Genomic DNA, 14,738 nt, shown 5'->3' with positions numbered 1-14,738 from the left:
CTCATGGGAACCGAACTTGACGATGCGTTGGACGATCTGGCGGGCATCCTGCATGCCTGTGTACAGGACGGCGCCAGCGTCGGGTTCATTCTGCCATTTCTGCCAGAGCAAGCGCGGGACTATTGGGTAACGCGGGTGTGGCCAGACGCGCAATCGGGTGCTTTGGACGTGTTCGCCGCCCGGAATGCAGGCCAGATTGTCGGGACCGTACAACTGATCCCTGCGTCCATGCCCAACCAACCGCACAGGGCGGATGTAGCCAAGCTGTTGGTTCACCCCAAAGCGCGGCGCAAGGGGCTGGGCCGTGCATTGATGACCGCGCTCGAGGAACGGGCGCGACAACTGGATCGAGGGATGCTGGTTCTGGACACGCGCAGCACCGACCCGTCGCTTATCCTGTATCAATCCCTTGGCTTCCAGATCGCCGGGGAAATTCCGAATTATTGCCGGAACCCGTTCGAAAACCGGCTGGAGCCAACAACCTACATGTACAAAGACCTGTCCTGAACCAAGCATGGCGCAAGGGCGACAACGGCCCCTGAAACACGAGGCAATGCCGAGAACAAGCTTGCAACAGGTCCCCGTCACGGTGTCACTATCAGGGGGATGGTTGGAGGAGATGCATGAAGCCAAGGTTGTTTGGGGGTCTGATCTTTTGCGCTCTGGTTCTGGCTGCCTGCGCACAAACATCGCGGACATATGAGAAGACCGTAACAACTTCGGTTTCAGCCCGACCGAACAGCAGTATGTCCCAAGCAGCGCAAAGGTTGGGTGATCCAAAGGACGGTCGGTCCGGCGTCAAGCTCATCAGTGACGGAGAAGAGGCGCTGGTATCGCGGCTCCTATTGGCCGCCGCAGCAGAACAGACGATCGACGCGCAGTACTACCTGTTGCACAATGACACGACGGGTCACCTGTTTGCCGCCAGCCTGTTACAGGCCGCCGACCGGGGTGTGCGGGTCCGCCTGCTGCTGGATGATATGGACACGTCCAGCTACGATGCGATGACAGCCGCGTTGGACAAGCACGAGAATATCGAGATCCGGCTGTTCAACCCATTCTGGCGCGATCAAAGCCTGCTGGTCGCCGGTCTGACCGACTTTAAACGCATCAACCGCCGCATGCACAACAAGTCGATGACTGCTGACAATGTGTTTTCCATTGTGGGCGGTCGCAATATTGGCGCTGAATACTTTCTGGCACGGGAAGAAATGAACTATGCAGACCTTGATGTCTTGGCCGCAGGCCCGGTCGTGCGTCAGGTCTCGGACAGTTTTGATGCCTACTGGAACAGCGACTTTGCGGTGCCTGCGCGCGTTGTCATCGAAGACCCGGAAACCATCTCGTTAAGCGACGCCCGAACCCGGCTGACCGCGCTTGTGGAGGAGGCAAAGCTGACGCCTTATGGATCGGCCCTGCGCAGATCAGCGCAGGAAAACTTTGCGGATGGGGCGCTAAGGCTGAATTGGGTTCCCGCACAGCTTTACGCGGACCCGCCGTCCAAAGCGGCCGGTGCAGACAGTTCAGACCCCATTCTTGCCTCGCAACTTCTGCCCTATTTCGAAGATGCCAAAAGCGAGGTGAATATTATCTCGGCCTATTTTGTGCCGCGTAATAATGGCGTCAGGTGGATGACCGAGATGGAAAACCGCGGCGTCGAGGTGAAGGTCGTGACCAATTCGCTGGCCTCCAACGATGTAGCCCCGGTCTATGCCCACTATGCCAAGAAACGCCGCGCCCTGTTGCGCGGCGGGGTCGAGCTTTATGAGCTGCGCCCAGACGCCTATCAGGTTCAACAACGGGGCATCAACTGGGCGCAATCCCGGTCGGGCCTGCATTCCAAGGCGTTTGCTGTTGATGACCGTTACCTGTTCGTGGGCTCTTTCAACTGGGATCCGCGATCGGTCAACATCAACACCGAAATGGGCATCCTGATCGACTCGCCTGCGCTGACCATGCAGACCATGGCAGCGCTTGATGACGCTTTGCCAGCCTATACCTACAGCGTCACACTCGAAAGGGCCGGCCAGTTGAAATGGACCACCCAGAACGAGGACGGCACCATAGCGGAATACGACGCGGAACCGACCGGGTCCGTTTGGGATCACATACTGGCGGGTTTCTTTGCGGTGCTGCCCATCGGGTCACAGCTTTAGGGACAGAACGACCCGGCATGCTGGCCCAACACAGGAAGGAGCAAGGCCGTGAAGTATTTCAAGCTGTATGCCGACGCTGATGGGGAAAGCCATTGGACCGACATCGACGTTCCGCTGCGCGAACGCAGTTTTGCCCCGCCCGCCAAGGCCATCGAAATATCTGACCCCGAGCCTGCCACTCAATTCATGTTTCTACGGCTGCAATCGGGGTGGGACGAACCGGTTCATCCAACACCTGTCGCGCAGAAACTCGTCTGCCTGTCCGGGTCTGTTCGGGTCACCGCAAGCGATGGCGACATACGCGATATCGGCCCCGGGGACGTGTGGCACATGGAAGATACCCATGGCAAAGGTCATCACACCATAGTCACCAGCCCCGGCGACTTTGAAGCCGTCATCATCCAGTACGGATAGCTCTTTGACGCAATCAATACCCCGCTCTGGCGGTTTTCAGGTATACTTGCCGCAATGAACTGCGCCTTCTCGCGGGGCGTTCTGGAGGAGACGGATATGGAACAGCGGCTTTCGGCCATCCTTGCCGCCGATATGGTGGGCTATTCCCGGCTGATGGAAATCGACGAACTGGGCGTCCTGACCCGCCAGAAAAAATACCGCAGGGAATTGATCGACCCCGAAATCGCACGCAGCCGTGGCAGTATCGTGAAAACCACCGGTGACGGCATGCTGGCCACGTTCGAGTCCGTGCAAGACGCGGTCAAATGTGCCGTCAATATCCAGAAAGCCATGAACCAAAACGAAACCGAGCTGGAGGACGATCAGAGAATCCGGTTTCGTGTCGGCATCAATCTGGGCGATGTCATTTTCGATGACGGGGACATTTTTGGCGACGGAGTGAACGTGGCCGCGCGGCTGGAAGGCCTCGCCGAGCCGGGCGGTGTCTGTGTATCTGATATCGTGCATCAGGCCGTTCAGGACAGGGTCGATGCGCCGTTTCGCGACATGGGCGGCCAACGCGTCAAGAATATCAGCCGTCCGATCCGTGTCTGGCACTGGTCGCCACAAGCGCCCCGGCAACGAAAAGCCCCTGACATCTCGCTGCAACAGCGAGTCAAGTTCTGCCAGTCACAGGATGGGGTCAACCTTGCATGGGCAAGCACCGGACAGGGAACGCCTGTTCTGAAGGCTCCGAACTGGCTCAATCATATCGAATACGAATGGACCAGCCCGGTTTGGGGCGATTTCCTGTCCGAGATGTCGAAACAGTGCCAACTGGTTCGTTTCGATCAGCGGGGCAATGGGCTGTCCGACTGGGACGTTGACGACATATCCGAGGACCGGATGATTGATGACATGGTCGCCGTTGCCGACGCCGCCGGGTTGGAGCGTTTCGGGCTGTTGGGGATCAGTCAAGGATCGGCGTTTTCCGTCCGGTTTGCCGCAAAATACCCCGAGCGCGTGAAGTTTCTTGTCCTGCTCGGCGGCTACGTCCGAGGGCGCATATCGCGGGATGACCCCGAGGCTGCACAATTCTACGAAGCGTCACGCGCCATGGTATCTATGGGCTGGGGGTCGCCCAACCCGGTTTACCGCCACTTCTTTACGTCATGCTACATGCCTGATGCCACGCCCGAGGAAGGTGCCAGCTTTGATGAAATGCAACGCATTTCCGCCAGCCCGGAAACGGCGCTTCGCATCATGGAAATGAACGCCCATGTAGATGCGCGCGCCGATGCGCAGGGCATTCGTGTTCCAACGCTGGTCCTGCACGCAAAGGGCGATTTGGCCGCCCCGATCAGCGAAGGCCGCGAAACTGCGCGGGAAATCCCGACAGCCGAATTCGTCGAACTTCCCGGTTCCAACCATTGCATGATCCGGGGTCATGCGGGCTTTGATGAGTTCTTTCAGGAAATCGGACCCTTTCTGAAAGAACACGGCAAGTAAGGCCCAACTCGCCACGCCAATGACCCTGCCCGCAGTCAGGTCGCTGCGTTGAACACGCGATCCAAAAGTGTTTCCACGTCACGCTCAAAAATTGAGTTTGCTGAGTGATCTGTTTCATTTTGCCGGGAATCACTTTCGGGCATTATGATCCAAGAGTGTTTAACGAGTTTTATGAGTTGATAGATGTACCCTTCGCATATTGGCGCGCATTGCAGCGCCACCACTGACCTTCAAAAAGACGAGTTCGCGCAGAAATACCCGCTGCTGGATGACGCATCGGTTCATGCGCAATGGAAGAACGGCTCCTGGCAGATCACGCGGATCGGAGATATCTGGAAAAGGACGGGTAAAATTATGTCCGTACCTCATGACGGGACGGACGCTTTCCCCTCCTTTCAGTTCGCCGAAGACGGCACCCCCCTGCCCCTGATGGAAAAAGTCCTCAAGGCGCTGCCCTGTGAGATGACGCCGTGGCAGCGGGCATATTGGATGACGTCCCCCAGACAGGAACTCGGGGGTGAATTCCCGATGCATTGTATCAGGGCCGGGGATGAGCGCGTGGTCGATGCTGCCGGACGTGCCAAAAGCAATCCGCGCGACTAGTCTAAGGCCCAGCGTTCAATACTCAGTAGTGCTTTGGATCACTCCTTAAGCGATCTGAGGACGGGGTGTCGTATTCTCTATGCCATGTATCAAGAGGCAATAGCAGACGCGCCGCCCTGATTATTCGGCCGCTTCCAAAGCTGGCAGCGCTTGAATCAGTTCGGCCGTTGTCAGAATTGCATGGGCATAGGCGGGTCCGTTCACCTCATGCGCCGTGTGCATGCCATCCTTTGAAAACGCCGCTGTTGCGTCTTTGACCAGCGTCACGTGATAGCCCAACTCCATCGCATAACGTGCCGTGGACTCGATGCAGGTATTGGCGACCAGACCGACCACAATCACTTTCTTGATGCCGCATTGCTTGAGTAAGAAATCGAGATCGGTATTTGCAAAACCACTTTGCCCCCAGTGCTCTTGCGCAACAATGTCACCGGGCTTTGGAACAAAATCAGGATGCCATTCTCCGCCCCACTCACCACGGGCAAAAATCTGATTCTGGGCCACCCGCGCCTGGGACGGGCTGGGGTTCTGCCACTTTTCAACGTCACCGGGTTCCGAGCGGTGATGTGGGACATAGAATACCTGAATTCCGGCGTTCCGCACTGCACCATCCAGCGCCTTGAGATTTGGCAGCAGGTTTGCCTCTTCTGCTGTTTCCTTGATCAGCCCCCACAGCTTGCCGCCTTCGGAGATGAAGTCGTTATAGGGATCAACCAGCAAGTAACCGGTGTCGGCAGAAGAATAGGTTGGGTTGGTCATGGTGGGCTCCAGTGATGTTGCGGTCGTTAGTTAGGTATGATTTTCATATCCCGTAAAACACTATGGTTTTCATACTCAGAGTCAAGTAGAGTGACATTCGCCCGTTGCACTGGAGGTCTGATGAGCCAAAACCCCTCTCCTTGTCCGATCGAGCGGTCTGATCCGATCATCGGAGACAGATACATCATGCGAATTCTGCGCGAACTGTTTTCCGGGAATACCAGGTTCGAGGAAATTCAGGCCCAAGCGGACATAACCCCGCAAATGGCATCGACCCGGTTAAAGAAAATGGTCGAAACAAATCTGGTGGAGCGGCGATCCCTTGAAGGTAGCACAACGCGATATCAATATGTTCTGACCGAACGGGGCCGGGCTTTGTACCCGGTCTTAATGGCCCTTCGGGAATGGGGCGAGACTTGGCAGAAAGATGCGGATGAACCTTTGGCGGTGCGTCAGGTTCATAAACCCTGTGGGACTGATACCGGGGTCTCGCCAATCTGCCCGACCTGCCACGAGCCGCTGAAACGCGAAGACCTTGAAATTACTCTGAGCCCAGAATGGCAAGCGCTTCGCGAACACCGCCACAATGCGCGTTTCAAAGAAAGCCGGAAGACCAGCGCCATACCGGAGCGTCCGCATCCCAAACACCGGCTGTAACGCAAGGCGTCAGTTTTAGTCTGTTACAATTGGATCAATGAACGTCTGCAAGGACACTGCGTTGGCCGCAAGCTGGACCATTGCCTGAATTAACCAGGTCAGGAAAAAGGCTCGCCATATTGGTTTGCACTTCCTTGGGAAGGTCGCGTCAGCCACCAGATCATCAGGATGGACAGGACCAATTGCAGAATTGAAACAACAATAATGCCCGTTACGCCCAAGACTGCCGCGGGTCCTCTTAGTGCATCGGGGTTTTCCGTGCCTTGCTCCAGCACAGAAAAGAAAGCCACGCCGCCCATCAATACAAAAAGCGTTGTGATGCTGAGCGCCATTGGCAGCAGCAAGTACCAGCCCGGTCGCCCTGTATCATGCAGCCTGCGCCAACCGGCAGCGAGCATGGGGATGATGACGGCCAGTTGGAAAACTGAGGACAGAACCTGATTACCTTGCCCTGTTTCAGGGTCGGTCCCGAATAGGATCGTATCCAGGACAGCTAAGGCGGCACTTACGAGAACCACAAACAAGAAAAACCACCAATATTCTGATCGTAAAGCCCGACCGGAGAACTGGAAGTATTTCGAAAAACACGTTCTGACTGCTTCACAGAATCCCATCTTTCGATCCCGTCTTAGTATCTTTGCGGTTTCGAAACGCTTCACCGCTCGGATGAACTCACTCGTCCCTCTTCGTTCCTACACCTGCTTTTTTGTTTGAAGGCAGGGGCCTATCGCAGGAAAGCGTAAAGAAGTTTACGCGCGGAAAAAATGTTGATTTATGAAAAAATAGATTCAAACATGTGATTTCGACACAACTTTCATTTTACCTCCGTTGTTGTCGTTGCTGCTCGCTTTGCCGAGCCCTTCCGACTGCTGGAGTAAATGCTTGCAGTCGGAAGGCCATTCACGACAATCAAGCTTGAGAGGGCGCTATGCTCAGACTTAATGTATTGGCCATCTCTCCAGCCTTCGCTCCGGCTTTATCCAATGTGTCAGGCGTTGTTGGCGGACCAAGCTGTCAACCCAGTATCGTTCCGCCGACCGAGCCCTTAGGGGCAAATCTTATGGAAAGATAGGAACCGGATCGAATTGCATTCTGGTGGCTACCCAGGCGCGAGAAATTCAAAAAAAACTAACCAATTTCACTAATTTCAAAGGGTCCAGAGGGAGAAGAAAATGTCTAACAAGGTGATGATTGCAGGCGCCATTTGTTTCACGTTGCTTGCGGCCTGTGACGATACGAGTAGATCAAGCGCGTCCGCCGAACTCACCCCCGCGCAGCAAGCGTGTTTGCGAGATGTAGCCAATACAACGAACAATTCACAAGTCGTTGTGCTTTCCTCCGCGTTTAGCGAAGCTGGAACACAGGTTACAGTCGGCGTTGGCGAAGATCGCGCTCCTTGGAATTGCATTGCCTACAGTGATGGCACAACTGCAGGTATCGAATTCCTAGGCGACGAAGGCGCGTTGTAATCTGTTCGCCGTGTATCTCGAATACACCAGCCATGATCAAATTTTCATAACGTCAAGTTCAGATATTCGAACTTCGTAATAAGATTGGGTGTCAACATACTCGATCACGCTAAGGTTGTAGAAAATGCCCGTACCCAACTCGGCTGTATTCGCGATCATTTGTGCTCTTATGGCCGTTACATCAGCTCCGAAATACACCAGTGCCCAAACTTGGGACGTCGCCTCACAACACTCCGTCAGAGGCGTAACCGTGTATGATTCAGATGAGCTGTTAACTTATGCCGGCCAGTTGGCCTTTGACCGGTCAGGGCGCATCACTGCGGCGGAAGTCGCTTCAACGATCACTCAGATCTACCGAGAAGACGGCTACTTCTTGGCTGAAGCTTGGCCCGGTCCCGACGGCCAGAGCATTGTTGTTGATGAAGGGCGCATTCAGACCATCGAAATTGAAGGCGTAGATACGCGCACGTTCCAAGCCTTGGAAAAAATCTTTCGCCCTCTCACCACCGCATATCCAATAACTCTCAAACAATTTGAGCGGGCAGTGATGCTGGCCGAGGACATTCCTGACCTGCAATTGTCGACCGAACTTGATTATCCCGATCAGGCTGGCGCCCGGCTCAGGGTGCTGGGAGAACCTCTGCGCAAACAAGCCGGTAGTGCGACCCTCGACAATCCCCCGCGTGAACTTGGAGAAGCTCTCAGCTTCTATGTCGTACAAGAGTTTTATTCGACGCTGACCGTCGGCGATTTACTGCGATTTGAGGGTTCAGGCAACTATAACTGGGACAAAGACGATGAACACTCTTTGTGGGGTGCTCTTACCTATCGCACGCCGCTGAACAGCAACGGTCTGTACGGTGAGATATTCTACGGGAACGTCAACGCAAAACGCGACATCTCAGGGGACTTTGCCAGAACAGATATTGACGGCGAGAACTTCACCGTCGCGCTAGGTTACCCGGTGATCCGGGATGTGGCCCGTTATGGGTATCTTCTACTGGATTATCGCCTTTCAAAAGCGGATTCGGTCAGTGGCGGTGTGCCATTATCCAGTGACGCAAGCGTCGTAGGACTTACGTATCTCTACGGGCAAAACTATTCCAAAGGGCAAGCTCTGGAAGCCGGGTTAACACTGTCTTTTGGCGACAACGACAATGACACGACAGACGCGAATATTGACGACGGTGACTCTTCGTTCTGGCATCTTCGGGGCGGCATCGGATACGAAAGCCCACTTACAGGCTTGTCGCCAAACACTGCGTGGCGCACCGAGATCTGGGGCCAATACACAACCGACCGGCTGCCTTCTGTCGAAGAATACTTCCTTGGGGATCGCTATGCTTTGCGCGGATATCGGTTTGACGAAGTGGACGGTGATTCCGGGATTTCCGCGATATTCGAAGTGTCTCATTCCTACTTCCCAAGTTCCCAGAGCGTCCACCGCTTAACGCCCTTTGCCTTTTTCGACGTGGGGTACATCACGAACAACGACCCTGCGAGTTTCGAAGTCGATAATGCTACACTGGCATCGACCGGTCTGGGTTTGGACGTTGAGTTCAAGCGGAACCTATTCCTGTCCGGATATGTCGGCGTCCCTTTGAGAGACGGCCCATTGACCGACTCTGGCGATCCTGGCGCGTATCTTGCCCTGACAACAAGTTGGTGAGGATGTTATGAAACTGAACCGAATTGCGTTGTTTGCGACAGCTTGTTTGATTGCAGAACTGGCCGCTACACAGGTTGTCGCCCGTGGAAATCACTACGGGTGGTGCCGTGGCGTCGGGAATCCGCACCAGTCGAGCCAAGGTTGCGGGCAGGCCGGTGGGCAAGGGGCAGGTCATCAAATTACCGGCCCTACTCAGCCAGTAGCAAATCAGTTGCCGCCCAAAGGAACGCAGCAAACGCCAAGCTCCGTTGCTGTTCCGGTCCTTGCACCGAGCGCAGTCCCGAACGCAATTCCCAATCAGGTTCCCATCGCGATACCCGTTCAGGTTCCGATAGCCACACCACCTCAGATTGCTGTTCCAAATCCAGTGCAACCGCAGGTGCCACAACCTATTGCAGGTCAGACCCCTGTGGTCACCCCTCCCCAAAATCCTGTGCCTACAACGGTCCAACCACAGGTGCCAACACCCATCACCGGGCAAACGCCGGTTGTCATTCCACCGCAAATTGCCGTTCCAACTCCCGTGCAACAGCAGGTGCCGCAACCTATCGCGGGCCAGACCCCTGTGGTCACTCCTCCCCAAGTTTCAACGCCAAATCTGGTTCCAACAGCAGTTCCCAATCAGGTTCCCGTTGCAGTTCCCGGCCGAGTTCCACAATTGACTCAAAAACCTACATCAACGCACGTCGCGGTCCCGGGACACCCAAAGCCGCAAGGCGTCGTGACAATCATGCGCCCAAAGCCGAGGCCTACAACCGGGACTGTCCAGCAACCCGGCACAACCCAAGTGACCCACCACCTAACCCACCAAAGCAATGCAAAGAAACACGATCACGTCGCAGCAACACCCGGACGACATGACCCGCATGACCTACCGAGGTTCCGCAATGCCGCGGCCAAGGAAAACTGGGAATGCGTTGCCAGCGGATATGGACAGCGCCGGTATGATGCCGGGCGCGGCGTATTGCTGAACAGCGGAGCGTTGCGGCACCTCGGAAACGTGGACGCCATGGCACGCGATGTACCAGCACGGCACCCAAAGCACTCGGGCTGTATTATTTCGGTTAAACGAAAACAGCGGTGAAACCCGAACCCGCTCGGTAAATTGTGTGGTGCGCTCACCAATCTCGCTCGTGGACTCTCAAGGGAGACAACAAAGTTGTTTTGCGAGGCTCGCAAAACGAACACATATATTTAATTTCACACCTGAACGGCCGAACAAGAATAGGCAGCTTTATGATGTTTATTAAGCACTTGCGGGGCGGTTGAATCAACTCACCGCTCAACCCGCTACTGACAAGGCCGATTGGCGTTTCTCCAATCACATTAGCGAACATGAAATCAGGTCAGGTCCGCGCGAAGCACTTCCCTTGCGGAGTGTGCCTCGCGCAGACAGTTTAGGTCGCGACGTGAGAAACGTCTTTGTCCGGTGAATAGATGTCGAGGATGTTCCAATGTCCGGTCGTTGGCGTCGGGTTGTTAATCATTGGCACATCCAGCACGGTTGGCTTGCCACTGGCGATTGCCGCTTCCAATGCAGGCAACAACTCGTCAGCAGCGCTGAGTCTGTGCCCTTCCGCGCCGTAGGCTCGCGCTATGTCGGCATAGCCCGGTCCGTTTGCGGGTGCGGCGGCTGATCCGGGGAACGTGGTTCCATAAGTCAGACCATAATGCGCCTTTTGCAGACCTGCTATGGTTCCGAAGGCATTGTTGTTCATGACCAGCCAGATAATGCCCAGATCGAGTTCGACGGCCGTTGCCAGCATCGACGGGTTTTGACCGAAGCCCCCATCGCCCACCAGACTGAGGACAATGCGATCAGGTGCTGCCAGTTTTGCGCCGATCGCACCCGGCGGGCCAAAACCCATCGTCGCGAACCCGCCCGGGGTCAGGATCGAGCCGGGGGTCAGAATATCGAATTGCTGTCCGACTCCGTTCTTGTTCCACCCAACGTCCGTGGTGATGATGGCATCCTCGGGCAGTGCCTTGCGGGTATCTGCCAGAATACGCTCGGGCATCATTGGAAAGGCCGATGAAGTCGCCATGTCCACGTTGCGCGCTTTGAAATCCGTTCGGAAGCCAGCGATCTTCTGTTCCAGCGCGGGGCGCTTGAAGACGTCCGGATACATCTCGCGGGCCACTCGGTTGAGGACGCGCAATGCGGCCTTGGCGTCCGCAACGACTCCGATCTCGGTGGGATAATTACGGCCGATTTCCTGCGGTTCGATGTCGATATGGATGACCTTCGATCCGGGAATGTTGAACGTGTAGCCGGGGTACCAGCTGGAACAATCGGCCTCTTTGAACCGGGTGCCCACGGCAAAGATGTAGTCCGCATTCAGGCAGGACTGGTTGACCAGTTCCGTACCCCAAAACCCGGTCATTCCAAGCACAAGCGGGTGGTCGTCTCGCAACGCGCCTTTACCCATCAGGGAATGCGCGACTGGAAGGCCCATATGTTCAACAAATTCTCGCAACTCCTCGCTGGCCTGTGCCAGAAGGATACCACCACCGACATAAGCGACTGGGTTTTCGGCTTTAGCCAACGCTTCGACAATCTCTCGCGCTGTCTCGTCGTCAATCGACGGTTTCTTGAGCGCGCGCGTGTTGTCGCGGATGCGGTCGAAACTATCCGAAGGGATCACCTCGGAGAAGATGTCCATCGGCACGTTGACCAGTACCGGCCCGGGCTGGCCGCTTTCAGCAAGATGAAACGCCTTTTCCAGAATTTCGGCCATCAGGTCTGCCCGATCTACCCGCCAGGCACGTTTGACGAAGGGGCGATAGATCTCCCACTGGGCAGCGTCCGCGTGCAGGTTCACCTCCTGATGCGGGTGTTTACCATAATAATGCGTAGGAATATCGCCCGCGATCACGACCATCGGGATACAGTCCAGCGCGGCATTTGCGACCCCGGTGGCGCAATTGGTCAGTCCCGGGGAGAGGTGGGACAGCACCACCGAGGCCTTGCCCGTCACACGGGCATATGCATCCGCCGCGTGGCTGGCGATTTGTTCGTGTCGTACTGTGACGAAATCGATGGGACTTTCCGCCAGCGCAGCCAGAACCGCAATGTTCGTGTGCCCGCACAGGCCGAAAACGTGCTTGACCTCACGGCGTTCGAGAAAGTCAACGATATGTTCGGCAACGGTTTTGCCGTCCAGTTTCGCTCCATCCATCACGCGACCTCCTGTCCGTAGAACTCACCGAACAGGTCCGGTTCCGAGGGGCGATCCTCAGGGATCGGACGACTGACCCAGGTGTAGTTCATCATGTGTTTCATGGTGACGTTTTCGTTGGTGATGTTGCCACCCCAGATGCCGCAGCCCAGGCTGCTGGTCATAGGCATGCCATTGGTCCAAGCACCCGCATTGGCCTTGGACTGAGGCTGCCGCACCATCATGCGGCTGACCGGAGCCAGACGCGCCAACCGGTCGATGTGGTCGTCATTGTGGCTGTAGATGCCGCAGGAATGGCCCTTGCCCCCGGTGTTGTAGATCTGGCCGACCGTTTCCAGCGCATCATCGAACGTTTCGAAGTGATAAAGCGCCATCAGCGTGGTCAGTTTTTCCTTGGAGAACTTGTGCTGCGGCCCGATTTGCCCCTGATTTTCAACCATAAGGAATTTGCGATCTTCGGAGATGCTAAAACCAGCGACCTTGGCCGTTTGCTGCGGCGGGCAGGCAATGGTCGGAAACGTGCGGTTACCCTTTTCATCCCACATGGCCGCTTCGAGCATGGCCTTCTCTTCATCCGAACAAAGGTAGCCGCCCTCGGCTTGAAGCGCCTTGACCATATCGTCGTAAACTGAGCGCTGGATGATGATGTTGCCATCGGCCGAACAACCCGAACCAAAGTCGGACGTCTTCGAAATCCGAGTGTTCTGCGCGGCGATGTCCAGATCGGCGGTTTCATCGATGACGATGGACGAATTGCCCGCGCCGACGCCATAGGCCGGGCGCCCGGAACTGTAAGCTGCTTTGACCATCGGCTTGCCACCCGTTGCCAGCGTCAGGTCGCAGATCTCCATCAGATGTTGCGTCAACGGGATCGACGGTTTGCGGATCGACTGGAACAGGTCCTCGGGGGCACCGGCAGCACGACAAGCTGCGCGCATAACCTCGACCATCTCAAAGGTGGTATGGGCGGTTCGCGGGTGCGGGCTGAAGATTACGGCATTCCGGGCGTTTGCGGCGGAAACACCGGTCACCGGTGGTGTCATTGCTGGGTTAGTCATTGGGATCAGGGAGGCGATCACACCGGCAGGTTTGGCATATTTCACCAGACCTTTTTCCTCATCCACCTCGACGATACCCGTCGAGGGTGTGCGCAAGACATCTCGCAGCACCATGTGAATCTTGAAACGCTTCGCAGGGCGTCCTTCGCGATCTCCGATACCGCTTTCGTCCACGCCTTGCTGGGCCAGGCGGGTGAATGTTTTCTCATTCCCTGCGTACCACGCAATGGCCTGAGACAGTCGGTCCAGCCTGTCCTGATCCCAATCCTCGATCTCGGTCATGGCAGCGCGGGCACGCGCCAGCATATCGGCCGCCATGTTACGGTCGTTTTCAGTGAGCTCTTTGCCCATGATGATCCTCTTGGTGTTTTGGAATTGCTGCATCGGGCATACGACGCTGAGATCGCGCCGCGCCGAATGTCCGCTTGGCGTGGCTGAGACAGCGACGCGCGTGTTCTTCATATCCCAACTCGGCAACGCGGCTTTGGTTGGGCAATTCGATGGAATAATCGACGGGCGGCATCCGTTCGATAATGCCGGTGAAATCGATCCATCCCTCACCGGGATATAGCCGCGCATCGCGGGCCAGTTGGATCATGCCCTCACGCGTATCGGCGATGCCGGGTAGACAATCAGAGATGTGCAGGAAGTGGAACAGGTCCGAGGGGACGTGCAAGAGCTCTCCCAGATCCACGCGGCTAAGGTGCAGGTAAAGCGTATCGACCAGAATACCGCCGTTGGGCTGATCGGAGGCACGCACGATATCTAGCGCCTCATCCAGAGTGCGCAAGCGAGAGAAGCTTGGGAATTCAAGGTCCACCGTCAAACCATAGGGTGCGGCCAACTCGCAGGTTTCGGAATAGACGTCGATCAGAAAATCACGATCATCGCGGGTGTTCGTCCACGCGCTCATGATCATGCGTTTGGCGCCCAGTTCTCCGCCGATCTCCAGCGAGCGCTCAAAACTACGCGGATCGACATCTTCGGTGATACGCGCAAGCTCGACATCGAGGACTTTCAAGCCGGTCGTAGAAAGAGCCGTTTTGGTGGCCTGCACCTGTGCCTTGTCGATCGGGGATTGAGTGAATTCACCGGGCACATGCATCGGAATGAAGCGGGGGCTGACGGCATCGTAACCGGCCCGCGCGGCGATATAGACCAACTCGGGCGGCGTAGCGCCAATCAGCGTCAGATGCGCCAAGGAATAGAGAGAGGGGCTTGCGCCAACCTCTTCGGGTTTCGCCATGAACGACAGCTCCACGTGTCTGCGAATCTCAAATTCATCA

At 56.2% G+C, this 14,738-nt stretch carries 14 protein-coding genes; 9 read left to right on the top strand and 5 right to left on the bottom strand.

Annotated elements, in window-relative coordinates:
- The first annotated feature begins 3 nt into the window (after nucleotides 1-3).
- From ACR0MS_RS18710 to ACR0MS_RS18690, 5 genes are all read left to right on the top strand, one after another.
- Entirely contained in the window at nucleotides 4-507 is a 504-nt protein-coding gene (locus ACR0MS_RS18710; protein WP_480577210.1) for an N-acetyltransferase family protein, read from the top strand.
- 116 nt (nucleotides 508-623) lie between these two features.
- Entirely contained in the window at nucleotides 624-2,156 is a 1,533-nt protein-coding gene (locus ACR0MS_RS18705; protein ID WP_480577207.1) for a phospholipase D-like domain-containing protein, read from the top strand.
- Between the two features lie 48 nt (nucleotides 2,157-2,204).
- Nucleotides 2,205-2,570 (top strand): cupin domain-containing protein, encoded by a 366-nt coding sequence (locus tag ACR0MS_RS18700; protein WP_480577204.1) that lies wholly within the window; start codon nucleotides 2,205-2,207, stop codon nucleotides 2,568-2,570.
- A gap of 96 nt (nucleotides 2,571-2,666) precedes the next feature.
- The gene (locus tag ACR0MS_RS18695) at nucleotides 2,667-4,058 is read left to right on the top strand and encodes an alpha/beta fold hydrolase (protein WP_480577201.1); all 1,392 of its coding nucleotides are present in this window, start codon (nucleotides 2,667-2,669) and stop codon (nucleotides 4,056-4,058) included.
- 183 nt (nucleotides 4,059-4,241) lie between these two features.
- Nucleotides 4,242-4,661, top strand: a complete 420-nt coding sequence (locus ACR0MS_RS18690; RefSeq protein WP_480577198.1) for a hypothetical protein — start codon at nucleotides 4,242-4,244, stop codon at nucleotides 4,659-4,661.
- Between the two features lie 120 nt (nucleotides 4,662-4,781).
- On the opposite strand, the gene ACR0MS_RS18685 is transcribed toward ACR0MS_RS18690, so the two are convergent.
- Entirely contained in the window at nucleotides 4,782-5,420 is a 639-nt protein-coding gene (locus ACR0MS_RS18685) for a cysteine hydrolase family protein (RefSeq protein WP_480577195.1), read from the bottom strand.
- A gap of 120 nt (nucleotides 5,421-5,540) precedes the next feature.
- Between ACR0MS_RS18685 and ACR0MS_RS18680 the strand changes: the two genes are divergently transcribed.
- Nucleotides 5,541-6,077, top strand: a complete 537-nt coding sequence (locus ACR0MS_RS18680) for a winged helix-turn-helix transcriptional regulator (protein WP_480577192.1) — start codon at nucleotides 5,541-5,543, stop codon at nucleotides 6,075-6,077.
- Nucleotides 6,078-6,175: 98 nt separating this feature from the next.
- On the opposite strand, the gene ACR0MS_RS18675 is transcribed toward ACR0MS_RS18680, so the two are convergent.
- Complete coding sequence (locus ACR0MS_RS18675) at nucleotides 6,176-6,736, bottom strand: DUF805 domain-containing protein (RefSeq protein ID WP_480577189.1); 561 nt, start codon at nucleotides 6,734-6,736, stop codon at nucleotides 6,176-6,178.
- Between the two features lie 513 nt (nucleotides 6,737-7,249).
- Here ACR0MS_RS18675 and ACR0MS_RS18670 point away from each other — a divergent pair.
- The 3 genes from ACR0MS_RS18670 to ACR0MS_RS18660 all read left to right on the top strand — a co-directional run bounded on the left by ACR0MS_RS18670 (nucleotide 7,250) and on the right by ACR0MS_RS18660 (nucleotide 10,299).
- On the top strand, nucleotides 7,250-7,546 hold the full coding sequence (locus tag ACR0MS_RS18670) for a hypothetical protein (protein WP_480577186.1): 297 nt from the start codon (nucleotides 7,250-7,252) through the stop codon (nucleotides 7,544-7,546).
- A 250-nt stretch (nucleotides 7,547-7,796) separates the two neighbouring features.
- Entirely contained in the window at nucleotides 7,797-9,215 is a 1,419-nt protein-coding gene (locus ACR0MS_RS18665) for a ShlB/FhaC/HecB family hemolysin secretion/activation protein (RefSeq protein WP_480577183.1), read from the top strand.
- A gap of 787 nt (nucleotides 9,216-10,002) precedes the next feature.
- Nucleotides 10,003-10,299: a hypothetical protein gene (locus ACR0MS_RS18660; RefSeq protein WP_480577180.1), complete on the top strand. Its 297-nt coding sequence runs from the start codon at nucleotides 10,003-10,005 to the stop codon at nucleotides 10,297-10,299.
- 313 nt (nucleotides 10,300-10,612) lie between these two features.
- Here ACR0MS_RS18660 and ACR0MS_RS18655 read toward each other — a convergent pair whose 3' ends face one another.
- From ACR0MS_RS18655 to ACR0MS_RS18645, 3 genes are read right to left on the bottom strand one after another with little or no spacing between them, the layout of a single operon-like run.
- The gene (locus tag ACR0MS_RS18655) at nucleotides 10,613-12,394 is read right to left on the bottom strand and encodes a thiamine pyrophosphate-binding protein (RefSeq protein ID WP_480577177.1); all 1,782 of its coding nucleotides are present in this window, start codon (nucleotides 12,392-12,394) and stop codon (nucleotides 10,613-10,615) included.
- The gene (locus ACR0MS_RS18650; RefSeq protein WP_480577174.1) at nucleotides 12,394-13,803 is read right to left on the bottom strand and encodes an aldehyde dehydrogenase family protein; all 1,410 of its coding nucleotides are present in this window, start codon (nucleotides 13,801-13,803) and stop codon (nucleotides 12,394-12,396) included. Before ACR0MS_RS18650 ends, ACR0MS_RS18655 begins: the two co-directional genes overlap by 1 nt.
- Nucleotides 13,784-14,698: a sugar phosphate isomerase/epimerase family protein gene (locus ACR0MS_RS18645; protein ID WP_480577171.1), complete on the bottom strand. Its 915-nt coding sequence runs from the start codon at nucleotides 14,696-14,698 to the stop codon at nucleotides 13,784-13,786. The genes ACR0MS_RS18650 and ACR0MS_RS18645 overlap by 20 nt, the downstream gene beginning before the upstream one ends.
- Nucleotides 14,699-14,738 lie beyond the last annotated feature (40 nt).

This window comes from Ruegeria sp. CJ2, assembly GCF_056536745.1.
The sequence above is the reverse complement of the archived record's forward strand: the minus strand, read 5'-3'. Positions and strand labels throughout refer to the sequence as shown.